20 protein-coding genes and 3 tRNA genes are annotated in these 23860 nt (G+C 72.1%); 15 read left to right on the top strand and 8 right to left on the bottom strand.

From position 1 onward, the window contains the following. Positions 1-90: 90 nt before the first annotated feature. Together ACFVWD_RS07720 and ACFVWD_RS07715 are read left to right on the top strand one after the other, a co-directional pair. Entirely contained in the window at positions 91-1353 is a 1263-nt protein-coding gene (locus ACFVWD_RS07720; RefSeq protein ID WP_389594426.1) for an AAA family ATPase, read from the top strand. Then, entirely contained in the window at positions 1350-2594 is a 1245-nt protein-coding gene (locus ACFVWD_RS07715; protein ID WP_389594425.1) for a VWA-like domain-containing protein, read from the top strand. Before ACFVWD_RS07720 ends, ACFVWD_RS07715 begins: the two co-directional genes overlap by 4 nt. An 86-nt stretch (positions 2595-2680) precedes the next feature. Here ACFVWD_RS07715 and ACFVWD_RS07710 read toward each other — a convergent pair whose 3' ends face one another. Both ACFVWD_RS07710 and ACFVWD_RS07705 read right to left on the bottom strand, forming a co-directional pair. Then, on the bottom strand, positions 2681-3682 hold the full coding sequence (locus ACFVWD_RS07710) for a DUF3048 domain-containing protein (RefSeq protein WP_389594541.1): 1002 nt from the start codon (positions 3680-3682) through the stop codon (positions 2681-2683). A gap of 155 nt (positions 3683-3837) precedes the next feature. Further along, a complete protein-coding gene (locus ACFVWD_RS07705; RefSeq protein WP_385380970.1) occupies positions 3838-4908 on the bottom strand; it encodes an ATP-dependent DNA ligase in 1071 nt (356 codons plus the stop codon). Positions 4909-4982: 74 nt separating this feature from the next. Here ACFVWD_RS07705 and ligD point away from each other — a divergent pair, with 74 nt between their 5' ends. Continuing rightward, positions 4983-6005 carry a non-homologous end-joining DNA ligase gene (ligD, locus tag ACFVWD_RS07700; protein ID WP_389594424.1) on the top strand — a complete coding sequence of 341 codons (1023 nt, stop codon included), beginning with the start codon at positions 4983-4985 and terminating at the stop codon, positions 6003-6005. Between the two features lie 156 nt (positions 6006-6161). Then, positions 6162-7199, top strand: coding sequence for a LacI family DNA-binding transcriptional regulator (locus ACFVWD_RS07695; protein ID WP_389594423.1), 1038 nt, complete (start codon positions 6162-6164; stop codon positions 7197-7199). A gap of 52 nt (positions 7200-7251) precedes the next feature. On the opposite strand, the gene ACFVWD_RS07690 is transcribed toward ACFVWD_RS07695, so the two are convergent. Further along, a complete protein-coding gene (locus ACFVWD_RS07690) occupies positions 7252-7920 on the bottom strand; it encodes a TetR/AcrR family transcriptional regulator (RefSeq protein WP_389594422.1) in 669 nt (222 codons plus the stop codon). Between the two features lie 222 nt (positions 7921-8142). Continuing rightward, the gene (locus tag ACFVWD_RS07685; protein WP_389594421.1) at positions 8143-8934 is read right to left on the bottom strand and encodes a VOC family protein; all 792 of its coding nucleotides are present in this window, start codon (positions 8932-8934) and stop codon (positions 8143-8145) included. A 233-nt stretch (positions 8935-9167) separates the two neighbouring features. On the opposite strand from ACFVWD_RS07685, the gene ACFVWD_RS07680 reads away from it, so the two are divergent. From ACFVWD_RS07680 to ACFVWD_RS07650, 7 genes are all read left to right on the top strand, one after another. Beyond that, the gene (locus ACFVWD_RS07680; protein WP_179436804.1) at positions 9168-9416 is read left to right on the top strand and encodes a WhiB family transcriptional regulator; all 249 of its coding nucleotides are present in this window, start codon (positions 9168-9170) and stop codon (positions 9414-9416) included. A 171-nt stretch (positions 9417-9587) separates the two neighbouring features. Then, positions 9588-9659 (top strand) — tRNA-Ala (locus ACFVWD_RS07675). A gap of 31 nt (positions 9660-9690) precedes the next feature. Then, positions 9691-9762: transfer RNA gene (locus ACFVWD_RS07670), tRNA-Glu, on the top strand. Between the two features lie 28 nt (positions 9763-9790). Next, on the top strand, positions 9791-11125 hold the full coding sequence (locus tag ACFVWD_RS07665; protein ID WP_389594420.1) for an SDR family NAD(P)-dependent oxidoreductase: 1335 nt from the start codon (positions 9791-9793) through the stop codon (positions 11123-11125). After that, positions 11119-12321, top strand: coding sequence for a ribonuclease inhibitor (locus tag ACFVWD_RS07660; protein WP_389594419.1), 1203 nt, complete (start codon positions 11119-11121; stop codon positions 12319-12321). Before ACFVWD_RS07665 ends, ACFVWD_RS07660 begins: the two co-directional genes overlap by 7 nt. 9 nt (positions 12322-12330) lie before the next feature. Further along, a tRNA-Trp gene (locus ACFVWD_RS07655) sits at positions 12331-12407 on the top strand. A gap of 94 nt (positions 12408-12501) precedes the next feature. After that, positions 12502-15870, top strand: coding sequence for a hypothetical protein (locus tag ACFVWD_RS07650; RefSeq protein ID WP_389594418.1), 3369 nt, complete (start codon positions 12502-12504; stop codon positions 15868-15870). Between the two features lie 21 nt (positions 15871-15891). On the opposite strand, the gene ACFVWD_RS07645 is transcribed toward ACFVWD_RS07650, so the two are convergent. The 3 genes from ACFVWD_RS07645 to ACFVWD_RS07635 all read right to left on the bottom strand — a co-directional run bounded on the left by ACFVWD_RS07645 (position 15892) and on the right by ACFVWD_RS07635 (position 19687). Next, positions 15892-16869 (bottom strand): acyl-ACP desaturase, encoded by a 978-nt coding sequence (locus tag ACFVWD_RS07645; RefSeq protein WP_389594417.1) that lies wholly within the window; start codon positions 16867-16869, stop codon positions 15892-15894. Between the two features lie 235 nt (positions 16870-17104). Next, positions 17105-17881, bottom strand: a complete 777-nt coding sequence (ddaH, locus tag ACFVWD_RS07640; protein ID WP_389594416.1) for a dimethylargininase — start codon at positions 17879-17881, stop codon at positions 17105-17107. Between the two features lie 171 nt (positions 17882-18052). Further along, positions 18053-19687, bottom strand: coding sequence for an ABC-F family ATP-binding cassette domain-containing protein (locus ACFVWD_RS07635; protein WP_389594415.1), 1635 nt, complete (start codon positions 19685-19687; stop codon positions 18053-18055). A gap of 303 nt (positions 19688-19990) precedes the next feature. Here ACFVWD_RS07635 and ACFVWD_RS07630 point away from each other — a divergent pair, with 303 nt between their 5' ends. Then, entirely contained in the window at positions 19991-20671 is a 681-nt protein-coding gene (locus tag ACFVWD_RS07630; RefSeq protein WP_075030391.1) for a GPP34 family phosphoprotein, read from the top strand. A gap of 134 nt (positions 20672-20805) precedes the next feature. Beyond that, on the top strand, positions 20806-21666 hold the full coding sequence (locus ACFVWD_RS07625; RefSeq protein ID WP_389594414.1) for an isocitrate lyase/phosphoenolpyruvate mutase family protein: 861 nt from the start codon (positions 20806-20808) through the stop codon (positions 21664-21666). 15 nt (positions 21667-21681) lie between these two features. Here the strand turns inward: ACFVWD_RS07625 and ACFVWD_RS07620 are convergent, their stop codons facing one another. Further along, positions 21682-22098 (bottom strand): SsgA family sporulation/cell division regulator, encoded by a 417-nt coding sequence (locus ACFVWD_RS07620; RefSeq protein ID WP_384914978.1) that lies wholly within the window; start codon positions 22096-22098, stop codon positions 21682-21684. Positions 22099-22356: 258 nt separating this feature from the next. Between ACFVWD_RS07620 and ACFVWD_RS07615 the strand changes: the two genes are divergently transcribed. Both ACFVWD_RS07615 and ACFVWD_RS07610 read left to right on the top strand, forming a co-directional pair. Next, positions 22357-23445: a WD40/YVTN/BNR-like repeat-containing protein gene (locus ACFVWD_RS07615; RefSeq protein ID WP_389594413.1), complete on the top strand. Its 1089-nt coding sequence runs from the start codon at positions 22357-22359 to the stop codon at positions 23443-23445. 86 nt (positions 23446-23531) lie between these two features. Beyond that, positions 23532-23858, top strand: coding sequence for a plasmid stabilization protein (locus ACFVWD_RS07610; protein ID WP_389594412.1), 327 nt, complete (start codon positions 23532-23534; stop codon positions 23856-23858). Positions 23859-23860: the final 2 nt, after the last annotated feature.

Raw genomic sequence — 23860 nt, 5'->3', positions numbered from 1 at the left:
CCTCCTGGGCCGACCCGGCCGCCGAGCATCGACCGGCCACCCGCCAAGCACCCACCCGCCTGTTCCACCACGACCCAAAGGTGATGAAATATGCCCACATGTACACCGTTCGTTGTGACCGGCACTCCGTCCGACCCGGCCCCCGCCTCTCAGATGGACGTCGCCGGCGCGTTGCTGGCCCTGCTGCGTGACGCCGGCACCGAACCGCGCCCCGACATCCAGCTGGAGGCACTGACGCTGGCCGTGGCCGCCGATCTGCCCGTGCTCCTGTGGGGTGAGCCGGGGATCGGCAAGACCGCGGCACTGACACAGCTCGCCGCGGCCCTGGACCTTCCGCTGACCACCGTGATCGCCAGCGTGCACGAACCGTCCGACTTCTCCGGACTGCCCATCGTCGGAGACGATCCCGCGCAGCAGGGTGTCCCGATGGCCCCGCCGGACTGGGCCGTGCGACTGGTACGGGCGGGCCGAGGGCTGCTGTTCCTGGACGAGCTGTCCACCGCGCCACCGGCCGTCCAGGCCGCCCTGCTCCGTCTCGTCCTGGAGCGGCGGATCGGCGCCCTGCAACTGCCGCCCGAGGTCCGGATCGTGGCTGCCGCCAATCCGCGGTCCTCGGCTGCCGACGGCTGGGAGCTGAGTCCGCCGCTGGCCAACCGGTTCGTGCATCTTCAGTGGACCCACGACCACGAGGTCGTGGTACGCGGCCTCGGTGGGACGTGGCCGCGGGCGACACTGCCCCGGCTCGACCCGGAGCGGTTGCCGGAGGCCGTGGACTTCGCCCGCCGCGCGGTGTGCGGGCTCCTCTCCGCCCGGCCTGGGCTCGTGCACCGGCTGCCCAGCAACGAGACGCGCCGGGGCGGCCCTTGGCCGTCGCCCCGAAGCTGGGAGATGACCCTGGGCCTCATCGCCTTCGCCACCGCGGCCGGCTCCTCCCGGGAAGTGCTTTCCCTGCTGGTCAGGGGCACAGTGGGGGACGGTCCGGGGCTGGAACTGCTGGCCAGCCTGGACCGGATGGACCTCCCGGACCCCGAGACGCTGCTCGCCGACCCGGCGGGTGCCGACCTGCCCGAGCGGGGGGATCTCCGCCAAGCCGTGCTCGACGGTGTGGTGGCCGCGGTCCGTGGGCGTCCGGAGAAGTCCCGTTGGGACGCGGCATGGGCGCTTCTGGTGCGGGCGCTGGAGACCGGAGCCCCGGACCTCGTGGTCGTCCCCGCGACCACACTCGCCTCGCTGCGCCAGGAGGACTGGGACGTTCCGGCAGCGATCGAGCGGCTTGCCGGAGCGGTGTCCCTGTCCCGACGGGCGGACCGGGCGGCGGTCCGGACCGCGGCCGCCGCGAAGGCCGGCCGATGACGGCGCCCGCGGCCGCACCGGGGACACTGGACCTCGACAAGCTCTTCGCCGCCCGGCTGCACGCCGCCCGGGTCCGGCCCTACCTGGCCACGGCGCTGTTCGCCCTGCACACGGTGGAGTCGCGGCGCGTACCGACGATGGCCGTCGACCGGCACTGGCGCTGCTACGTCTCGCCGGCGTTCGTGGACCGGACCCCGGTGGAGGAACTGGCCGGGGTATGGGTGCACGAGGTGTCGCACCTCCTGCGCGACCATCACGGGCGCGGGGACAGGGTCGCGCGAGAGCGCGGACTGACCGGCCCGGGGGAACGGCTGCGGATGAACATCGCCGCGGACTGCGAGATCAACGACGACGCGTTCGGCGACGGACTGCTCCGGCCCGAAGGCGTCGTCACGCCAGGGTTCTTGAAGCTGCCCGAGGGACAACTCATGGAGGACTACCTGCGCCAGTTCCACCTCGGGGCGCTCACCCAGAGCCTGGCCTGGCTGGACTGCGGAAGCGGCGCCGACGGACTCGAACGGGAGTGGGACCTCGGCCCGGACGGCGCGCACGGCCTCAGCCCGCAGGAACAGGACGCGGTCCGGTTCCGGGTGGCGCAGGGCATCACCGCCCGTCCGGGAGACACCCCGAACGGGTGGCGGCGGTGGGCGGACGAAGCGTTCCACCCGCCGCAGCCCTGGCGCGAGTTGCTGGGCGCGGCGGTCCGCTCGGCGGCCTCGGCCTCCGGCGTGGGGGAGGACTACACGTACGGCCGGCCGTCGCGGCGCTCGGCCGGGGTGCCCGGCGCCGTGCTGCCGAGCCTGCGGCGCAGGCCGCCGCGGGTCTGCGTGGTCATCGACACCTCCGGGTCGGTCAGTGACGCCGAACTGGGCAGCGCGCTCCTCGAGGTCACCGCCATCTCCCGCGCCGTGGGCGGCCGCCGCGACCTGGTCACCGTGGTGCCCTGCGACGCGGCGGCCCCGATCGCGCACCCGCTGTGCCGTGCCGAGGGAATACCACTGGTGGGCGGCGGGGGTACGGACCTGCGCACGGGCTTCGCCAAGGCGCTCCGGGCGCAGCCCCGACCGGACGTCGTCGTGGTCCTGACGGACGGGCAGACGCCGTGGCCGGACCGGCCACCGTGCCGGACGGTGGTGGGTCTGTTCCCCCGGGCGTCGGCGGCCGGGTCGGGGGACGAGGACGATCCCGACTACACACCGGACTCACCGCCCGCGTGGGCACGAGTGGTGGTCATCGGGTAGGCCGCCATCGTCCGATGGGTCCGATGAGCCTGATAGCCCGATGAGCCCCACAAGTCCCGTCGCCCACCGCGGTCACGGCTTCGTCGTCATGCCTTGGCGAAGACCACCCACACCTGCCCCTTCGCGAAGTTCATCGGCGCACCGTCGGTGGTCGTGAAGTCCGTGCCGTCGCCGGCGGTCGGGCGCTTCCAGTCGGCGTCGAAGACCTTGCCGTCGCGCAGCACTTTCGCCGTGCCCGAGCCCACCGTCTCCGTGTACGGCGTGTTGTTGCCGAGGACGTCGTGGTACTTGGAGTCGCGCACCTTCACGTACTGCACGACGACGGTCGCGGGCGCCACCCGCGTCCCGTCCGTCGTCACCGTCGGCGTCCCGTCCATCGACACCAGCCAGCGGTGCTTGCTCGCCGACCAGGCGAAGGTGAAGCGGGCCGCGGGGAAGCGCACCGTGCGGGAGGTCTCCGGGCTCCCGCCCGCCGGGGCGGCACCGAAGTGGAACCCTGTGGTGAGGGCGGCGGCCCCCGGCGCGGAGCGCATGAGCTGCTCCGGGTGCAGAAAGAGGTTGTGGGGGGCGACCTTGGAGGCACTGCGGTAGTACGCGCTGGAGCCCTGGTCGGCCGACACCGCGTGCAGGGGCGCCTTGGCGATGACCGGCAGCAGCTTGTGCTGGGCACCCGAGAAGGCGAGCGTCGGCATGTGGAACTGGCGCAGCAGCTCCAGGTCCGACTCGCGCGCACTGCGCACCGGCCCGACGGTCTTGGGCAGCTTGCTCGCGTAGATGGCCATCAGCCGGCTCAGACCGCCCTCGACCTGCTCCGCGTAGACGACGTCCGCCGCGTCGAGACCCGTCTGAGGGCGCGCCGCACCCACATTGTCGATCTTCACGGCGAGTACGGGACCGGCACTGGCGGTACTCGACGGGCTCTGGGTCGGACCCGTCTCCTGCCCTTGGCTGCGGTTCGGTCCCGGGGCGCGTCCGTCGTCGGTGGCGCTACTGCCCGAGGAGCAGCCCGTCATCAAAGAGCCGACCGCGGCGACGGTCAGCAGCGCCGCCGTCATCGCGCCGCACCGCGTCCGCGCCATCTGTCGCATGCTCAACGTGCCACCCTGTCCCGTGCCATGGATTGTGCGCTCATAGGTTCATCGGTGGCCATACCCGCTCACTTCTGTTCGCGCGCGCCGAGTTGGGCCGATCAGCCCACTTATTGGACCGATCGGAACGCGGGTCGGTTGTGCGGGTGACGGAGTCAGTTCTGCGGGCCGAGGATCTCCGCGAGGTCGTACCCGACGGGCTCGTCCAACTGGCTGTACGTGCAGCTCTCCGCGGTCCGGTCCGGGCGCCAGCGGCGGAAGCGGGCCGTGTGACGGAACCGCACGCCGTTCTCCATGTGGTCGTACGCCACCTCCGCCACCCGTTCGGGCCGCAGCGGCACCCAGGAGAAGTCCTTCTTCGTCGACCACCGGCTGGGCGCGCCCGGCAGCCGCGCGGACTCGTGCGCCGACTCCTGCGACCAGGCCGCCCAGGGATGCCGCTCGACGTCCTCCATGCGCAGCGGCTCCAGCTCCTCCACCAGCTGTGCCCGCTGTTTCATCGGGAAGGCGGCGCTCACTCCCACGTGTTGGAGGGTGCCCCCGTCGTCGTACAGACCGAGCAGCAGGGAACCGACGACGGGCCCGCTCTTGTGGAGGCGGTACCCCGCGACGACGACGTCCGCGGTGCGCTCGTGCTTGATCTTGAACATGGCCCGCTCGTCCTGCCGGTAGCGCAGGTTGAGCGGCTTGGCGATGACCCCGTCGAGGCCCGCGCCCTCGTACTGCTCGAACCACCGCTCCGCCACCTCGCGGTCCGTGGTCGCCGGTGCCACGTGAACCGGGGCCGTCACCCCCGACAGCGCCATCGTCAGCAGGGCCCGCCGGTCGCCGAGCGGCACGTCCAGCAGCGACTCGTCGGCCAGCGCCAGCAGATCGAAGGCCACGAAGGAGGCGGGAGTCCTCTCCGCCAGCATCCGTACCCGGGAGTCCGCGGGATGGATGCGCTCGGTGAGCGCGTCGAAGTCGAGCCGGCCCTCCCTGGCGATCACGATCTCGCCGTCCATCACACAGCGCTCCGGAAGCCGCTCCCGCAACGCCGCCACCAGCTCGGGGAAGTACCTGGTCAGCGTCTTGCCGGTACGACTGCCGAGCTCGACCTCGGCGCCGTCGCGGAACACGATCGCACGGAACCCGTCCCACTTCGCCTCGTACTGCATATCCGGCGGGATCTTCGCCACGGACTTGGCAAGCATCGGCTTCACGGGCGGCATCACCGGCAGATCCATGCTTCGATTCTGCGGCGACACGATGCCTTTCGCCCGGTGTGCGAGGCGTGCGCGCTGCGCCTACCGTGGCTCGCATGGCCGATGCGGTGGAACTCGACGCAGCCGGGAGGACCGTACGTCTGTCCAGCCCGGGCAAGATCTTCTTTCCGGAGCGCGGCTTCACGAAGCTGGACCTCGCCCAGTACTACCTGTCCGTCGGCGAGGGCATCCTGCGCGCCCTGCGCAACCGCCCCACCACCCTAGAGCGGTACCCGGAGGGCGTCACGGGCGAGAGTTTCTTCCAGAAGCGGGCGCCCAAGAACATGCCCGACTGGATCCCGACCGCGCACATCACCTTCCCCAGCCGGCGCACCGCCGACGAGATGTGCCCCACCGAGGTCGCGGCCGTGGTGTGGGCCGCGCAGTACGGCACCCTCACCTTCCACCCGTGGCCGGTGCGCCGCGACGACGTCGACCACCCCGACGAACTCCGCATCGACCTCGACCCACAGCCCGGCACGGACTACGACGACGCCGTGCGCGCAGCCCATGAGCTGCGCGAGGTCCTGCACGAGTACGGCGATCTGCGCGGCTGGCCCAAGACCTCCGGTGGTCGCGGGCTGCACGTCTTCGTCCCGATCGCGCCGCGCTGGACCTTCACCCAGGTCCGCCGGGCCGCGATCGCCGCCGGGCGCGAACTCGAACGCCGGATGCCTGAGCAGGTGACCACCGCCTGGTGGAAGGAGGAACGCGGCGAGAAGATCTTCGTCGACTACAACCAGACCGCGCGGGACCGCACGATCGCCTCCGCCTATTCGGTACGGCCCCGCCCGCACGCCCCCGTCTCCGCGCCCCTGCGCTGGGACGAGGTGGGCGAAGCGCATCCCCAGGACTTCGACCTGGCGACCATGCCCAAACGCTTCGCCGAACTCGGTGATGTGCACGCCGACATGGACGACCACGCCTTCTCCCTCGAAGCGCTCCTGGAGCTGGCCGACCGCGACGAACACGACCACGGTCTCGGGGACCTGCCATATCCCCCCGAATACCCAAAGATGCCGGACGAGCCCAAACGGGTACAACCGAGCCGAGCCAAGCGCGAGGACGACAGGGCCTAGGGTCTGTCCGGCGGATCAAGTCGGCAGTCCCTCGGCGGCGCGGTGGACGTCGGTCGGCAGTTCCGCAGTGCCGCGGTGGACGTCGGTAGGGGAGCGCTCTCAACGCGTGCCGCCCGGGGCTATCCTTCTTGGCAACCGCCGAGGAGGAGCCCTGAGGTGACCGAGACAGCGTCGCGCCCCACGCTGGAGGCCGTGGCCGCGCGGGCCGGGGTCTCACGGGCCACCGCCTCGCGCGTCGTCAACGGCGGCGACGGAGTGCGCGAACCGCTCGTCGAGCGGGTCAGGCGGGCCGTCGAGGAGCTCGGCTACGTCCCCAACCAGGCCGCCCGAAGCCTGGTCACCAGGCGCCACGACGCCGTCGCCGTCGTCATCGCCGAACCGGAGACCAGGGTCTTCGCCGACCCCTTCTTCGCCCTCCAGCTCCGCGGCATCAGCAAGGAGCTGACCGCGCACGACTCGCAGCTCGTCCTGCTGCTCACCGAGGGCCGCGACGACCACGCGCGCGTCGGCCGCTATCTCGCCGGCGGCCATGTCGACGGCGCGCTCGTCTTCTCGCTGCACCTCGACGATCCGTTGCCGGAGCTGATCCACGGCGCGGGCGTGCCGACCGTGTTCGGCGGGCGACCCGGCTGGGGCGACGGCGCGAGGCGGGCCGTCTACGTCGACAGCGACAACCGGGGCGGCGCCCGCGAGGCCGTACGCCATCTCGTCGGACTCGGCCGCACGCGTATCGCGCACATCACCGGCGCCCTCGACCAGACGTCCGCGGTCGACCGGCTCGACGGCTTCCGGGACGTCATGGGCGACGCCGATCCGCGGCTCGTCGTCGAGGGCGACTTCACGCCTGCGGGCGGCGAGCGTGCGATGCGGGAGCTGCTGGAGCGCTGCCCGGACGTCGACGCGGTGTTCGCGGCGAACGATCTGACGGCCTCGGGAGCCCTTCGGGTGCTGCGCGAGCGGGGGCGGCGGGTGCCGGACGACGTCGCCGTGATCGGCTTCGACGACATGCTGCCCGTCGCCGAACAGACGGACCCACCGCTCACGACGGTCCGTCAGGACATAGAGGAGATGGGCCGGTTGATGGCCAGACTGCTGCTGCGGGACCTCGATCGCCGGGCGGGCAAGCAGGGGGCGGACGGTGTCCCCGCCGGTGTGGTGCTGCCGACGACGTTGGTACGGCGGCTTTCCGCGTAGGACCGTTGCTCCCCGTGGTCCGCCCGCCCTGGCGCGCCTTCGTTCGCTTCCGTCAGTCTCGGTGCGGTCCCAAGTTGCCCAGGAACGCGCCGAGTTGGGGCGCGGTGAGCGACGGCTCGGGCAGCGGGGCGGCGGTGGGGGAGGCACGCAGGCCGTCGAGGAGGAGGGCGAGCGGGCGGCGCCAGGCGTCCGGGGCCGTGCTCGTGAGGGCCGGGACGGCGCGGCCGAGCACGGCCAGCGCGACGAGGAGATCCTCGGTGGTGAGATCGTCGCGGAGCGTGCCCTGTTCACGGCCGCGGCGCAGGAGCACCTCCACCGTCTCCCGGTTGTGGGCGTGCACGGAGTCGAGGGAGTGGACGCCCTCCAGGTGGGTGGTCATCAGATCGTTGGCGCCGCGGTCGGCGGCGAGGCCCTCGAAGACCTCTTCGACGTATCCCAGCAGACCCGCCCAGGCGTCCTCGGCGGTCCGGGCCCGGTCTCCTGCGTCCATGGTCTGCGTGAGCGAGTCGCGGAAGACCGCGTCGACCAGTGCGGCGCGGCTTGGGAAGTGCCGGTAGAGCGTGGCGTTTCCGACACCGGCCCGGCGTGCGATCACATCGAGCGGCGCGTCCAGGCCCTGCGCGGCGAACACCTCGCGAGCCGCCTCGACCAACAGCTCACGGTTGCGCCGCGCGTCGCGCCGCCGCACCGGATCGGGCCCGTTCACGTCGACCTTCATCATGTCGCCTCCCGAAAGTACCGGGGAGCACTCCCCGGAACTGATGATATCGGTCGGGCTCGTCGGGCTCGTCGGGCTCGTCGGAGCCGCCGGAGCCGCCGGGGGCGCGGGGCCCTCGGCGCGGGGGCCGAGGGCGCATTCCCCGGACGGGGGACCCGGCGGCTCCGGTCATGAGGAGGCCGGTGGGGCCCAAGCGCAGGGGTCCCACCGACTCGGCCCGTATGTTCAGCTCTCCCGCGTCGCGCTCTTGATGATCGCGAAGCGTGCCCCGTACGGGTCGGCGAGCTTCGCCATGCGGCCGACGCCCTCCAGGTCCGTGGCGGGCATCCGGACCGTGCCACCCAGCTCCTGGGCCTTGCTGACGGCGGCGTCCGTGTCGGTGACCTCGAAGTACGGCAACCAGTACGCGCCCGACTGAGCCTCAGTCGGGTCGTCGGCCAGCGGGACGACACCGCCGAACATGTCCGACTCCTCCGCCCCGGCGGGGTTGATACAGGTGTACGTGCCCCCGGGGAACGCGGCGGCCGAGGTCTCCCAGCCGAACACGGAGTTGTAGAACGCGGCGGCCGCCGGCTCGTCCGGGGTGTACAGCTCGACCCAGCACAGCGAACCCGGGTCACCCGCCACGTCGATGCCCTTGGTCAGGGCCGGCTGCCAGATTCCGAAGGGCACACCCGCCTCGTCCCCGAGAATCGCCATGTGGCCCTGGCCCATGACATCCATGGGCTGGACGATCACACTGCCGCCGGCCTGCTCGGCCGCCTTGGCCGTGGCCTGCGCGTCGGGGGTCTGGAAGTACACCGTCCAGGAGGGCGGGCCCTGCTCCTCGGTGGTCTGCATACCGCCCGCGGCGGTCTTTCCGGCGAGCTGGAAGAAACCGTAGCCGCCGGCGTCGGGCCCTGCCGACTGGAACTGCCAGCCGAAGAGGCCGCCATAGAAGGATGAGGCGCCTTCGATGTCGGGGGTGCCGACATCGAGCCAGTTCGGAGCGCCGGTGACAAAGCGGGTGGTGAGCATGTTGTGCCCTCCTTTGAGGGGTCCCGTTGCCTGTACTGCCGAGTCTGGCACCGCCCACTGACAATCGCTGCCGGGACTCCCGCCGCGGGCGGGAGAGACCATTGCGATTACCCTGGGTGATCGGTTATGTTTGTTTTGTTTTCATACTTTGCGGCGAGCCGCCTGGCACCTCGGAACGTGGCGTTGATCCCGCGTTGATCGAACGTTTTTCGTCACGCGGCACGATCTTCGTCATGCACACCGACACCATGACCCCGGCCGACTCCGCCTGGCAGGAGCAGGCGTTGTGCGCGCAGACCGGGGCCGATTTCTTCTTTCCCGAGCCGGGCAGCTCGGTGCGTGAGGCAAAGCGCATCTGCGGGATGTGCGAGATGCGCTCCGCCTGCCTCGAGTACGCGCTGAACAACGATGAACGCTTCGGCGTCTGGGGCGGCCTGTCCGAGAAGGAACGGCTCAGCCTCCGGCGCTCGGACCAGAACTGACCCCTACGACGCCGAACTGACCCCTACGACGCGGGGCCCCGCGCCAGACGCCGTGAACAGCCGTGTCCGGGCGGCGCCTTGCCCCGGTCCGGTGCCATGCCCCGGTCCGGTGCCCTGCCGTAATTCGGTGGGGCGATCCGGTGGGCGGTGGTTAGGATCCCCGTGGCGCACCCGGGCGTAGAGCAGAGGCAGACTCGCCGCCTTGGCAAGGCGGATACGCCGGTTCGAATCCGGTCGTCCGGGCTGCGTCCGGCCGGACGGACCGGGACAGCAGGGTCCTGTAGAGCAGAGGCAGACTCGCCGCCCTCTCAAGGCGGATACGCCGGTTCGAATCCGGTCAGGACCACGGCGGCGCACACGCGGGGCGGGGACACATGGGTGACGGCGGCGCGATCACGCAGGACGAACTGGCGGCATTCCACCGCACGGTCGGCAAGCTGCGGGCGCTGCCCGTCGACGACCCGGTGAGGCTGCGCGCCGAACAGGTCGCCGCGTCCTTCGCGCGGGACGGGCGGGTGCGCAGGCGCAAGGTGCGCGGCGCCGAACTCTCCGCCGCCGACGCGGCCGTGATGGCCGCGACCGCGACGGGAGCGCTCGACCGGCGGGAGGACGCACCGCTCGACCGTCCCGGGGGCGGCGGCGTCTTCGTGAAGCCCCGTTCGTGCTATGTCTGCAAGACGCCCTATCGACAGGTCGACGCCTTCTACCATCGGCTGTGCCCGGACTGCGCCTCGGACAACACCGACCGGCGTGCGCTCAGCACCGACCTGAGCGGCCGTCGCGCGCTGCTCACCGGAGGCCGGGTCAAGATCGGCTTCCAGCTGGCCCTCATGATGCTGCGCGACGGCGCCGAACTCCTGGTCACCAGCCGCTTCCCGCACGACACCATGCGTCGCTTCCGCGCCGAACCGGGCAGCGCGAAGTGGCTGGACCGGCTGACGGTGCTGGCGGTGGACCTCCGTGATCCTCGTCAGGTACTGGGGATCTGCGAGCAGCTGAGGCAGGAGGGTGAGCCCCTCGACATCCTGGTCAACAACGCCGCGCAGACGGTGCGGCGGCCCGCCGAGTCGTACGCGCTGCTGGCCGGCGGGGAGCGCGCGGGGCTGCCCGAAGGGGCTCGGGAGGCGCCGGGGTTCACGCCGATGCGGGCGCTGGCGAGTGGTCCCTCGGCGCTCCCCGCGGCGTTGCGGGAGGCCGACGAGGCCGGGCTGCTGCCCGATCCCTCTCCGGAGAACTCCTGGTCGGCGCGGCTGGGCGAACTCGACCCGGCCGAGGTCCTGGAGACCCAGTTGGTCAACGCGCTCGCCCCGGCGCTGCTCTGCGACCGGCTGCTGCCCCTCCTGCTCGCCTCGCCCCACCCGCGGCGATATGTCGTCAACGTGACCGCTGTCGAGGGCCGCTTCGCCGTACGCAACAAGACGGCGGGCCATCCGCACACCAACATGGCCAAGGCCGCCCTCAACATGCTCACACGCACCAGCGCCACCGAACTCGCCGAGCAGGGCGTGCACATGTGCGCCGTCGACACCGGCTGGATCACCGACGAGAACCCTGCCCCCAAGAAGGAGCGGATGGCGGGCGCGGGGTTCCGCACCCCCCTCGACATCGTGGACGGAGCGGCCCGGGTGTACGACCCGATCGTGCGGGGCGAGGCGGGAACACCCGTGTCCGGGGTGTTCCTCAAGGACTACCAGGAGGCGGAATGGTGAGCGAGCCGGAGCGGAGGCCGGACCCGCGGTTCGCGGGCGTACCGGCGGTCGTACCGCGCCCTTCGACCGAACTCGCCCCGCTGCTCGACTGGTTGCGTGACGGGCGCCCGGCCGGCGAGCGGCTGGACTTCACGGCCGGTACGGCGCTGCCCGACGGGCGCCTCGACCTGTGCAAGCAGGGACTCGGAGCGCGGGGCGCGGCGCTGGTTGCCGAGGCCCTCTCCGAGATGACCACCGTCTCGGACGGACCCTCTCCCGTACGGCACTTGCTGCTCGGCACCGACGGGCTCGGCGACGAGGGTGCTGCCGCGGTCTCCGCGCGTGCCGAGGTCGAGACGCTGTACCTCGGCTGCAACGGGATCACCGCGGGCGGCGCCTGCCGCATCGCCGACAACCTCCGCGCCTCACCGCGGGTCGTCACGGGCGTCTGGCTCAAACGCAACCCGCTCGGCAGCGGGGGAGGGCGTGCCGCGGCCGAACTAGTGGAGGCCGCACGGTCGTTGCGCACGCTCGACCTCGTGCAGACCGGGCTCGACGCGACGGGCGCCGTCGTCCTCGCCGACGCCCTCCTCGCCGCGGCGGAGAACGGCCGCCGTATCGAGCGGCTGTTCGTGGGAGGCAATCCGCTGGGCGCGGCGGGTGCGGTGCCGCTGTCCGCGCTGATCGCCGAGGGCGCGGTCGATGAACTCTACGTATCCGCGGCACAGTTGGGTGACGCGGGCGCGCTGCGTCTCGCCGACGCGCTGGCACGGGCACCGCACGGTCGGCTCGCCCGGCTCTCCGTCGCCAGCAACGGCATCGGGCCGAACGCCGCCGCCCGGATGGTGGCGGCGGCGACCGCGGCGGGGGTCGCCCTGCTCGACCTCGGGCGGGTGCGGGCGGCGGCGGTGCTCGGCGCCGCCGACAACCGCGTCGACCTCACGGCGGCCACCGACATCGCACACACCCTCGCGAGCGCCGAACACCGCCTCACCCACCTCGTCCTCGCCCACACCGGCATGCGCAGCCGCGAGGCCCACCGTCTTCTCGACACCGCCCCGCGCGCCGCGACCGCGACCCGGTTCGTGCTGGGGCAGTCCATCGCGACCAGTGTGAAGCGGCGCCTGGACGCGCTCAGCGCGCACATCCCGATGCCGTCGGTCCCCGCCGACGTCGCCGCCGTACGCAGCGTCCACCGCACGGCGCCGCTACGCTAGGCCTCAAGGGCGGGGCCGTAGCGCAGAGGCAGGCGCACCTGGTCTCCAAAACCGGAACACGCTGGTTCGAATCCAGCCGCCCCGCCCCCTTCCCCCAGGGTTTCGGACGATGGCCCCGGCCCGCCGGAGCGCACCGGGAAACCAGTACGCCGCGCGTACTTCAGCAGGCACAATCCCCGCATGGATCGCACCCCGCAGCGGCACGCCGAAAGTCTGCTCAACGCCCTCGACCCGCTGCCCTTCCCCCAGCGCATGCGCGAACTCGCCCTGCGGGTGAAGGAGCAGGCCACGCTGCGGCCCGTGCTGGAAGAACTCGAATCCCGCGGACCGTACGAACGGGGGATCGCCGTCGTCGCGGCCGCCGCAGGCGGCGACGCCGAGTGGATCGCGGACCGCATCGCCGACCCGGACGCCTTCGTGCGCGGACACGCCCTCCGGGTCGCGGACAGCCTCCAAGTGCCCGACTCCGCCTACGAGTCGGCGCTCGCCGACGCCCCGGAGGCGGTCCGCAGGGAGCTGTTGCGCGCGATCGTCGTGGGACGGCGCACGGCACTGGCCGACCGGCTGCTGCCGGGGCTGCGGCGGGACTGGGGCGACGCCGAGGCGGCCCGTCTGCTGCCGGGCTGCGCGCCGGAGACGGTCGCCCGGCTGCTGCCCGAACTCTTCCACGCCGTCACCGGCTGGAAGACCCTCGCCAAGCGGCATCCCGGCGCCCTTCTCGATGTCGCCGAAGGCGAGCTGGCGGCGCTCCCCGAGGCCCTGCGGGACACCTGGTGGGGCCGGTACGCCCCGGGCGTGGCCGCCACCGTCGCGACGGAGCCCCTGCGCGTGCTCGACCTACTCGAACGCTTCGGGCCCACCACCCTGCCCCTCCAACTGCACGACCACTTCCCGCGGTTCGCGGCGGCCGACCCGAGCCGGCTGCTGCGCCTGCTGCTCACCCCCACCGGATTCGCCGCGCGCCGCTATAGGGCCCTGAGGCCCACCGTGCTGCGCAGGCTGGCCCGTTCCGACGCGCCCGAACTCCCCGCGTTCAGCAGGGTCCTGGCCGACTGGGGTGATCTCGCGCCGCTCGTCAAGGCGCTTCCGCCGGCGCGACGCCACGCCTTCTACCGGGCCGCGCTGGAAGGCCGAGGAGCCGGACACGTCACCATCGACGTGTTCATCCTCGCGGTGCTGCCACGCAGCTGTGTCGCCGAAGAGGCCCGACGCATGGCGGCCGTCGCACGCGAGCACGGCGCCCTCTGGAACTCCCTGCTGCTCGCCGAGTCCTTCCTGCCCGTCGCGGAAGCACGCGAACGGCTCGTCGAGGCCACCCGCCGCCCGGCCGCCGAAGACCGAGCCGAAGCCTGGCCGTTGCTCATCCGCAACGCCGCCCGCTCCGGCGACCACGCGGCCGTCACCTCCGTCCTGGAGGAGATGGCCCGGCTGCGCAACGAACACGACCCGGTGCGCTCGGCCGCGCTCGGCGCACTGTCCGGGGTGCGGCCCGCGCTGTTCACCGAGGACGCCGAGCCGCACCTCGACCGCATCACCGCGGACGCCGTCGAGGCCCGCGACTCCTCGCCCGCCACCCGGCAGAATCTCAGCGACCTCGCCCTGTCCGTACTGCGCGAGCACGCGGCGGGCGGGCGGCGGGAGTTGGTGAACTGGGCCCTGCGCACCCTGGTCCGGATATCCGGCAACACCGGTCGCGCCGACCTCGGCCGTCTCGACACGGCCCTGCGGCGCGGCCAGGAGCACCAGGTGTACGAGGCCCTGCGCCCCTGGATCGAGGCGGGCGCCGAAAAGGCCGACTACAGCCTCGCCTTCACGCTCGCCCGCGCGGTCGGGCGGCGCGCCGCCGGCATGCCCGAACTTCAGGAACTCCTCTGGCAGGCCATCCGGTACGGCAATGACGCGACCATGCGCCACGCGGTCGAACTGTGGCTGGAGCCGGCCGCGACCCGCGACGAACGGGTGGCCCGCGTCCTCGCGTTCGAACCGTCCGCGGGCGCGCTGTGGCCGGTCCTGGGGATTGTCACCCGGCGCCGCACCGACCTGCTCGACCCGCTGCTCGCCGAGACTCCTCCGTACGGCCGCTTCCTGACCAAGGGCACCCCATGGACCGTGCCGGTGGTCCGTGACATACGGCGCTGGGTACCACGCCAACAGCGCGAGGTGGCACGACAGTTGGCGGACCAGGCCGAGGACGTCGCGCTGCCGCTCTTCGAGCGTGCCGCAGCCGTCGCGCAGGCCGCCCTCGTCCCGGGCCGCGGCACCGATCTCGTACGCCACTGGACCGGGTCCGCGGACGTGCTGCTCGCCGAGGCGGCGCTCGCCGCACTCGCCCGAACGGACCGGCCCGCCGACGCGCTGCCCGAGCTGCTGGCGCACACGGATGACGAGCGGGCCCGGGTCGCCGTCTATGCGGCCACCCAGGCCTCCCGGTACGCGGCACCCTCGCTCCTGGCTGCGCAGCTGCGTGCGGTGCTCTTTGCGCCGCGCGCCAAGGTGACCAGCCGCAAGGAGGCCGCGCGGCTCGCCGCCGTACGGCTCCCGATGCCACGGGCTGCGGCACTGCTGACCGAGGCGTATGCGGCGCCGGGCACCCATGTCGACGTCCGCGCCGCCATCGTGGCCTTCGCGGGCGGTCTGCTCACCGAGGAACCGGTCTGGGGCATGCTGCGCGACGCCGCGGGCGCCGAGCCGGTACTGCGCACCGCGATCCTGCGCGTCACCCCGCTGGACCTGCCCGAGCCCCAACGCGAGCGGTACGCCGGGCTGGTTCGCGAGGTGTCGTCCACCGAAGACCCCGAGACCGCCACCCTCGCCTTCGACGCTCTGGCCCGCTGGGCGCCCTGGTCCCCCGAGTCCCCGACGGTCCTCGCCGACGCCGTCACCGATCTGACGGGACGCATCAGCTGGCGCGCGGCGGCCGATGGTCTGGTGACGGCGGCGGCGGGCTCACCACGCGGCGGCCGGGGCCTTCAGCGGGCGCTGCGGACATTGGCGGAGGCGGAGACGGCCGCCGCGACCGAGGAGACAGGCCGCGCCGATGCCGACGAGCGACGCGACCGACCGGCCAGGCGGCGCGTCGACTACCTCGTCGTGCGCCTCGCCCAGCGGGCCAGAACGGCCCCGGGACCCATCCGGCCGTCGGCTCTCGCCGCCGGCGAACTGCTCGCCGGGTACGACGCCTTCGTACCGCAGGCGGCCGCGATCACGGCGTTCCACCTGGACCTGGACGGGGAACCGGGGGACCTGGAGCGCCTGGCCGCCCTCACCGAGGGACGCCCGGCGCTGGCCGCACGGACGGCCCAGGAACTCGGGGAGCGACTGCGGCGGCGGGCACACGAGGGGGATCCCGACGTCCTGCTGGAGGTGGCGCGGCGGCTGGGCGCGCACGGCGGACACGGCGAGGGGCTGCTCGCGGCGGCCGTCACCGGGGCGATCGGCGCCCGCACGGGCTGGGCCGCGCCCTGGCGGGAGCGGCTGAGAGCACTGCGCCGCCACCCGGTGGCCGACGTGCGGGACGCGGCGCTTGACCAGGTGACGGCGTACGAGTGAGGCAGCTTCGACCGGAGAGGGTCAGCCGGCGGCGCGCGCGGCCATCCGCGCCTTGCGGGCCGCGAGCTTCTCGTCGAACTTCGAGGCCTCCGCGTCCAGGCCGCCCATGAAGAAGCCGAGCTCCTCCTGGGCCTGCAGGCCCTCGGGGCCGAAGCCGTCCATCTCCAGGACCTTCAGGTGGCGCAGGACCGGCTGCAGCACGTCGTCGTGGTGGATGCGCATGTTGTAGACCTCGCCGATGGCCATCTGCGCGGCGGCACGCTCGAAGCCGGGCATGCCGTGTCCGGGCATCCGGAAGTTGACGATGACGTCGCGCACGGACTGCATGGTCAGGTCGGGGGCCAGCTCGAACGCGGCCTTGAGCAGGTTCCGGTAGAAGACCATGTGCAGGTTCTCGTCGGTCGCGATGCGCGCCAGCATGCGGTCGCAGACCGGGTCGCCCGACTGGTGACCGGTGTTGCGGTGCGAGACGCGGGTCGCGAGCTCCTGGAAGGCGACGTACGCGACCGTGTGCAGCATCGAGTGGCGGTTGTCCGACTCGAAGCCCTCGTTCATGTGCGCCATACGGAACGCCTCGAGCTTGTCGGGGTCGACGGCGCGGGAAGCGAGCAGGTAGTCGCGCATCACGATGCCGTGCCGGCCCTCCTCCGCGGTCCAGCGGTGCACCCAGGTGCCCCAGGCGCCGTCACGGCCGAAGAGCGCGGCGATCTCGTGGTGGTAGCTCGGCAGGTTGTCCTCGGTGAGCAGGTTGACGACCAGCGCGATCCGGCCGATCTCCGTGACCTTGGACTGCTCCTTGCCCCAGGCCTCGCCGTCCTCGAAGAAGCCGGGGAAGTTGCGGGCGTCGCTGAACGGCACGTACTCGTGCGGCATCCAGTCCTTGGCCACCTTGAGGTGGCGGTTGAGCTCGGTCTCGACCACTTCTTCCAGCGCGTACAGCAGCCGAGCGTCGGTCCAGGCGGCGGACGGGCTGCCAAGGTGAGGAGAAGTGATCGTCACGGGTGCTCCAGGGGGACGTGAAAAAGTACTGAGCGAGTTACTGAGCGAGTGTTACTGAGCGTGTTGCCGGGCGAGTTGCCGGGCGAGTTGCCGGGCGAGTTGCCCGGCGGGTGACCGAGCGGGAGACGAAACCTACGGCATCGTAGGCTACGTATCCGTAGGTTACGAAACCGTAGGTTAAGTTTGCTGTAAAGAGTGCCTGATCAGTGGGGGTCCCAGCAGGAAGCGGGCGTGCTCAGACGTACAGCTCCCGAAGTCGTACCGAGAGGCATGTCACACACCCTTCGAGCTTCTCGAACTCGCTGATGTCCACGAGAACCGGTTCGTGACCGAGGCCCGTGAGCAGCTCCGCCGTCTTCGGGGCGCTCGCCGCCATCAGCAGCTTCCCGCCGCCGAGCAGCACGACATGCGCCCCGGACTCCTCCGGCACCGGCAGGAAGCGCGGGAACAGCGAGGGTGTGTCCACCAGGGGCTCATGGCCGATCACCGTCCCGTCGGGCAGCGCGGTGACCGCCGACTTCAGATGCAGCACCTTGGTCACGGGTACGGCCACGACCCGTGCCCCGAGCGGTTCGAGGGCCGCCCGCAGCTGCTGGACCCCGGCCGCGTCGGTGCGCCCGCCGCGGCCCACGTACACCGTGTCGCCGACCTTCAGGACGTCGCCGCCGTCCAGGGTCCCCGGCTCCCAGATCCAGTTCACCGAGCAGCCCAGCCGGGCCACGGCCTCCTCTACCCCGGCGGTCTCGGCGCGCCGGGACTCGGCGCCGGGGCGGGAGATCACCGCGACATTACGGAAGACGACCACGGCGTCCTCGACGAAGACCGAGTCGGGGCAGTCGTCGGCCGGATCGACCTCGACGGTCTCCCAGCCGTGCGTGCGCAGCGCCTCGGCGTACGCCTCCCACTGTTCGACGGCCAGGTCGACGTCCACCTTCTCGCGCTCGATGTGCGTCACCAGTCCCTCGGCGAGACGGGGACTGGGCCTGCGGATGAGGGCTTTCTGGCTGGGCACGTGCGGTCTCCGAATCGGCAGGGTGCATCGGCGCACATCATGCAGCGCCGTTCGCGCGCACAACAGCCCCCGACACGGCACCCCCGGACCGGACGGCGGGCGGACCCGCGTCCGAACCTGACGCGGGGCGGTGCCCGAAAGCTGACGTTAGTCAGCCTCCGGGCACCGGCGCTATGTCGGATACCCGACAGCTTCCGCCGTGGTTTCTTTCAGTTCTCCTCCTTCCAGCAGCAGCCGGCGTGTGATTCCGATCGACTCCAGGAACGGCAGGTCATGGCTGGCGACGATCAGCGCGCCCTCGTAGGACTCCAGCGCCGTGGTGAGCTGACGGACGCTCGCCAGGTCGAGGTTGTTGGTCGGCTCGTCGAGCATCAGGAGCTGCGGCGCGGGCTCGGCGAGCATCAGCGCCGCGAGCGCCGCCCGGAAGCGTTCGCCGCCGGAGAGCGTCGCCGCCCGCTGGTCGGCCTTCGCTCCCTTGAACAGGAAGCGGGCGAGCCGCGCCCGGACCCGGTTGTTGGTGGCCGCGGGCGCGAAACGGGCCACGTTCTCGGCCACGGTCAGCTCCCCGTCGAGCACATCGAGCCGCTGGGGCAAGAACCGCAGCGGCACATGGGCCAGGGCATGGCCGGACACGGACTCCAGCTCCCCGGCGATCGTCCGCAGCAGCGTCGTCTTGCCCGCTCCGTTGCGCCCGATCAGCGCGACCCGCTCGGGCCCGCGCAGATCGAACACACCGTCCACGCGCGCGCCGTACCTCAGCTCCAGGTTCTCCAGTGTGAGGACGGTGCGGCCCGGCGGTACGGCCGTGTAGGGCAGGTCGACACGGATCTCGTCATCGTCCCGTACGGCCTCCACCGCGTCGTCGAGCCGGTCCTTCGCCTCCGCGAGCTTCTCCTCGTGCATGATGCGGTGCTTGCCCGCCGACTCCTGGGCGGCCCGTTTGCGCGCACCCATGACGATCTTCGGCTCGCGCTTCTGCTCGAACATCTTCTGGCCGTAGCGCTTGCGACGGGCGAGCTTGACCTGCGCGTCGACCAGCTCGCGCTTCTGCTTCTTCAGATCGGCCTCGGCCACGCGCACCATGCGCTCCGCCGCCTCCTGCTCGCCGGCGAGGACCTCCTCGTACGCGGAGAAGTTGCCCCCGTACCAGGTGACCTCGCCCGACCGCAGATCGGCGATCTGGTCGACCAGGTCCAGCAGCTCGCGGTCGTGGCTGACCACGACCATGACCCCGGACCAGGCCTCGACGGCCGCGTACAGCCGTCGGCGCGCGTACAGGTCGAGGTTGTTGGTGGGCTCGTCCAGCAGCAGGATGTCCGGCCGGCGCAGCAGCAGCGCGGCCAGGCGCAGCAGTACCGACTCGCCGCCCGAGACCTCGCCGATGGTGCGGTCCAGCTCGACGTGTCCGAGTCCGAGTTCGCCGAGCATGGCGAGCGCCCGCTCCTCGACGTCCCAGTCGTCGCCGACGACGTCGAAGTGCTCCTCGGCCGCGTCGCCCGCCTCGATGGCGTGCAGCGCGGCACGCGTGGCGGCGATGCCGAGCGCCTCGTCGACCCGCAGGGCGGTGTCGAGCGTGACGTTCTGCGGCAGGTAGCCGACCTCGCCGGTGACGCGGATCGTGCCGTCCGTCGGGGTCAGTTCACCCGCGATCAGCTTCAACAGGGTGGACTTCCCTGATCCGTTGACGCCGACGAGCCCGGTCCTGCCGGGGCCGAAGGCGACCTGGAGGTCGTCGAAGACGGTGGTCCCGTCCGGCCAGGCGAAGGAGAGGGAGGTACAGCTGAGGGAGGTGGGGAAAGTAGACATGAGGGCCTCGCGATTACTGGGTGCGGTCAGGGGCACGCGTTCGGGACACCGCGAGGTGACGACGATCCAGTCAGGAGGGCGGAAAGAAGGCCCCGTGAAACCGGAGGACGGCTCATACGCCGAGGTCGCACGCTGCGCACACGGGGGCGACGAGAGCCCACTGTGTGACGCGGTGTCTCAGACCTCAGACGAGCAACGTCCTTCTCCGATCGACGGCAACAGAACCGCTGTACACCGTAGGAACAGCCCTGAACGCTGTCAACGCATTAACGTGGCCCCGACCTCGACCCCGAAGGAGACGCCGTGCCCAACGGCTCGCTGTCGCTGCCCGCCCGGCTCTATCTGCTGGCCTGGGACACCACGAGGCTCAAGGTCACGGGGGCGACCCACCTCCACCACCTGGTGCGCGCCGGCGCCCTCACGGAGCTCGCCCAGCGCGGACTGCTCGCCGACGTGGACGGCATCGCCACACCGGTCGACGCCGACGCCCATACGGGGGACCTCGTCCTCGACGGGCTCCTGGAACTGGTGGAGGAGTCCCGGCCCCGGAAGTGGAAGGCGTGGGTGACCCTGCGGGCGCGCGTCACCCTGGACGCGGTCCGCGCCCAGCTCGCCGCCGAGGGATACCTGCGGGCCGAGAAGAAACGGGTGCTCGGGCTCTTCCCGTCCGTGGAGTACGAGCTGGAGCGGGTGTCCGCGGTGGAGGCGCTGCGGGAGGAGGCACGGACCGTGTTGCAAGGGCCCGTGCCCGTCGAGGACGTCTCCGACCGCGACGCGGCGCTCGTCGCCCTCGCCGCCGCGGCCGAACTGCGCACGCTGGCGTCCGGCAAGGACCGCAAGCTGTACAAGCAGCGCATCGAGGAGCTGACCGACCGCAGCGGAGCGGCGGCCCCGGCGCTGAAGAAGGTCATCCAGGAGGTGCGCACCGCGATCGTCGTGGCGGCCACGGCGGCATCGACCTCGGGCGCGGCAACGGGGGGCTGACGCGCCCAGGAAGGGGCGCGGGGAACTCCGCGAGCAACCCCCGGCAGCCCGCACCCGGTGGTGCTTCCCGGCCCCCACGCACATGTCGCATTCCTGCCAGCCTCCACCCCGCCCCCGGTGATGGGATCGTCCCCATGACGAACCAGAACCCCACCCACGAAACCGCCCTCGCCTTCCGCGCCCTGCACACCCCCGGCCGCCCACTCGTCCTCCCGAACGCCTGGAACACGGCGAGTGCGCGCCTGGTCGAGGAGGCGGGCGCCAGCGCCGTGGCGACGACCAGCGCGGGGCTCGCCTGGGACCTGGGAACGGCCGACGGGGACCGGCTGGACAGGGACCGGGCCCTCGGCGCGGTCGCACGCGTCGCCGCCGCGGTCCGGGTCCCGGTGAGCGCGGACATCGAGAGCGGCTACGCGAAGGACGCCGCGGGCGTCGGGGACACGATCCGCGCGGTGCTCGCGGCCGGCGCCGTGGGCGTGAACATCGAGGACGCGCTCTACGACGGCGAAGGGGGCGAGGGGGACGACGGCGGCCGTGGCCCGCTGCGCCCGGTCGCCGAGCAGGCGGAACGCATCGCCGCGGCCCGTGCCGCAGCCGATCGGGAAGGTGTCCCGCTGTTCATCAACGCGCGTATCGACACCGTTCTGAGGGGCGCGGGAGGGGTCGGGGAGACCCTGGAGCGAGCCGCCGCCTTCCTCGCCGCCGGAGCCGACGGGATCTTCGTTCCCGGGGCCGTCGACCCGGGGACGGTGAAGTCGCTCGTGGCGGGTGTCGAGGGCCCGCTCAATGTGCTGGTCGGTCCCGGCGCACCGTCCGTCGCCGAGCTGGCCGCGCTCGGGGTCGCCCGGATCAGCGCGGGCTCGAGCATCGCGCAGGCCGCACACGCGGTGGTCCGCCGTGCCGCGCGGGAACTGCTGAGCGCGGGGACCTACGACTCGCTGACCGGTGGGCTCGACTACGCCGAGCTCAACTCCGTGCTGGGCGGCGCTCGCTGAGGGCGGGGGCGCCGCTCAGCAGGTGCCCCGCATCAGCTCCTCCAGGTCATGGTCCAGGTCGACCTGGAGATGCTCGAGTCCGACGGGCACGAGCTCGGTCGTGCGCTGGAGGAACTTCCGCACCTCGCCCGAGCGCACATGCACCACGGCGGTGCCCTCGGGGGCGTGGAACTCCAGAACGGTGCGGTCGTAGCCGTACGGTCGCACCCGTACGTCGCCGTACCCCACGGAGTCTTCCATGCCGGACGTGAGCAGCTCGCGCGCGAACGTCCAGCAGACCTCCACGCCCTCCAGCGTGGCCGGGGCGGGGAAGGTCATACGGACGGCGAAGGGGTCGCTCCGGTCGTAGTGGAGCGTTGCGGGAATGCTCGGCATCCGCGGGGCGGCGGCGACGAGGCGGGCCTCTACGGGCTGCTCGATGACGGTGGACAACGCCTTGCTCCCTTGTGACGGCTGGACGAACTCCGGGCGGATGAGGCCGGGCAATGTATGAGACGACGGAATGAGCCATTCAGTGCACCTGAAGCCCAAGTGACCTCTGTCACCGAGTTCATTCACCTCGGTGACGCGTAGTGATCCATTTCTCGTTCCGACATGCCCGCGATACCGGAGAGGACACCAACCGCGGCCCCCGGGTTCCCGCCGAGGCCATCTGGACGGCGCCGGGGGAGTGGGCTAGCTTCGCCCGCCATGAGGGGCTTGGGGAAGTCGAGACGTACGAGTCGGGCGGTCACCGTGGGACTGTGCGCGGCGGCGTTCGCCGCCGCGCTGACGGCTGCGCCCGCGCAGGCACACGAGGCGGGGAAGGCGGCCCACTGGGCGCTCAAGGACAGCGGCAGCGACGTTCGCTTCCGCGGACTGTCGGCCGTCAGCCGGGACACCGCCTGGGTGGCCGGCGCCAAGGGCACCGTCCTGCGGACCACCGACGGCGGCGCGAGCTGGCAGAACGTCTCGCCGCCCGGCGTCGCCGACCTGGAGTTCCGCGACATCGAGGCGTTCGATGCGCGGCGCGCGGTGGTCCTCGCCATCGGTGAGGGCGAGGCCTCCCGGGTCTTCAGGACCGACGACGGCGGCGCGACCTGGACCGAGTCCTTCCGCAACACCGACGCGAAGGCCTTCTACGACTGCCTGACCTTCTTCGACCGGCGCCACGGCCTCGCGATGAGCGACCCCGTGGACGGCAGGTTCCGCATCCTGTCCACCAGCGACGGCGGACGGTCCTGGAAGGTGCTGCCCAGCGACGGCATGCCCGCCGCGCAGGACGGCGAGGCGGGCTTCGCCGCAAGTGGACAGTGCCTCGTGAGCGCGGGATCGCACGATGCGTGGCTGGCCACCGGCGGGGGCGCACACGCGCGTGTGCTGCATTCCACCGACCGCGGACTGACCTGGAAGGCGGCTGAGACGCCGATCCCCGCGGGCGACCCGGCGCGTGGCGTCTTCGCCCTAGCCTTCCGGGACCGCGCCCACGGCCTCGCGGTCGGCGGCGACTACCGCGCCGACCAGGCATCGCCCCAGGCGGCCGCGGCCACCCCCGACGGCGGGCGCACCTGGACCCCCGCCGCCCAGCCGCCGCCCGCCTACCGCTCCGGTGTCGCCTGGCTCCCGCACAGCCGTACCTCCGCGCTCGCGGTCGGCCCGACCGGCACCGACCTCACGACCGACGGCGGCCGCACCTGGCGCACCCTGGACACCGGCTCGTACGACACCGTGGACTGCACCCCCGACCTGGGCTGCTGGGCGTCCGGGGAGAAGGGCCGGGTGGCACGTCTGGAGCGTTGACTCGCCGCGTGCCCCGTGGCGAGTGGGGTACCCGTGTCGCCGACGCGCAAGCAAGCGATCGGCGACACGGAAGGAAGTGAGCCGCCATGCCCCGTGGCTCCAGCCCCAAGCGCGAGCGCCAGTACGAGCACATCAAGGAGAGCGCTCTCGACCGGGGAGAGAGCAGGGAGCGCGCCGAGGAGATCGCCGCGCGCACCGTGAACAAGGAGCGGGCCCGGTCCGGCGAGTCGAAGACCGCGAGCCGCACGTCCACCCAGGACATCTCCTCCGGCAGGCGCGGCGGCCTGCGGTCCCACCAGGGCGCTCAGGGACCCACGTACGACCAGCTGTACGAGGAGGCCAAGCGCCGTGACATCCACGGCCGTTCGGACATGAACAAGGAGGAGCTGAGGCACGCGCTGGGCGGCAAGTGACC

This window comes from Streptomyces sp. NPDC058086, from assembly GCF_042885015.1.
Taxonomy (GTDB): domain Bacteria; phylum Actinomycetota; class Actinomycetes; order Streptomycetales; family Streptomycetaceae; genus Streptomyces.
This window is presented reverse-complemented; position numbering and strand designations above follow the sequence as displayed.

Excerpts from the sequence above, each read along its gene's own strand:
- ACFVWD_RS07720 (WP_389594426.1), top strand. The coding sequence starts at position 91 with ATGCCCACATGTACACCGTTCGTTGTGACCGGCACTCCGTCCGACCCG.
- ACFVWD_RS07715 (WP_389594425.1), top strand. The coding sequence starts at position 1,350 with ATGACGGCGCCCGCGGCCGCACCGGGGACACTGGACCTCGACAAGCTC.
- ACFVWD_RS07710 (WP_389594541.1), bottom strand. The coding sequence starts at position 3,682 with ATGCGACAGATGGCGCGGACGCGGTGCGGCGCGATGACGGCGGCGCTG.
- ACFVWD_RS07705 (WP_385380970.1), bottom strand. The coding sequence starts at position 4,908 with ATGGATCTGCCGGTGATGCCGCCCGTGAAGCCGATGCTTGCCAAGTCC.
- ligD (WP_389594424.1), top strand. The coding sequence starts at position 4,983 with ATGGCCGATGCGGTGGAACTCGACGCAGCCGGGAGGACCGTACGTCTG.
- ACFVWD_RS07690 (WP_389594422.1), bottom strand. The coding sequence starts at position 7,920 with ATGATGAAGGTCGACGTGAACGGGCCCGATCCGGTGCGGCGGCGCGAC.
- ACFVWD_RS07685 (WP_389594421.1), bottom strand. The coding sequence starts at position 8,934 with ATGCTCACCACCCGCTTTGTCACCGGCGCTCCGAACTGGCTCGATGTC.
- ACFVWD_RS07680 (WP_179436804.1), top strand. The coding sequence starts at position 9,168 with ATGCACACCGACACCATGACCCCGGCCGACTCCGCCTGGCAGGAGCAG.
- ACFVWD_RS07665 (WP_389594420.1), top strand. The coding sequence starts at position 9,791 with ATGGGTGACGGCGGCGCGATCACGCAGGACGAACTGGCGGCATTCCAC.
- ACFVWD_RS07660 (WP_389594419.1), top strand. The coding sequence starts at position 11,119 with ATGGTGAGCGAGCCGGAGCGGAGGCCGGACCCGCGGTTCGCGGGCGTA.
- ACFVWD_RS07650 (WP_389594418.1), top strand. The coding sequence starts at position 12,502 with ATGGATCGCACCCCGCAGCGGCACGCCGAAAGTCTGCTCAACGCCCTC.
- ACFVWD_RS07635 (WP_389594415.1), bottom strand. The coding sequence starts at position 19,687 with ATGTCTACTTTCCCCACCTCCCTCAGCTGTACCTCCCTCTCCTTCGCC.
- ACFVWD_RS07625 (WP_389594414.1), top strand. The coding sequence starts at position 20,806 with ATGACGAACCAGAACCCCACCCACGAAACCGCCCTCGCCTTCCGCGCC.
- ACFVWD_RS07615 (WP_389594413.1), top strand. The coding sequence starts at position 22,357 with ATGAGGGGCTTGGGGAAGTCGAGACGTACGAGTCGGGCGGTCACCGTG.
- ACFVWD_RS07610 (WP_389594412.1), top strand. The coding sequence starts at position 23,532 with ATGCCCCGTGGCTCCAGCCCCAAGCGCGAGCGCCAGTACGAGCACATC.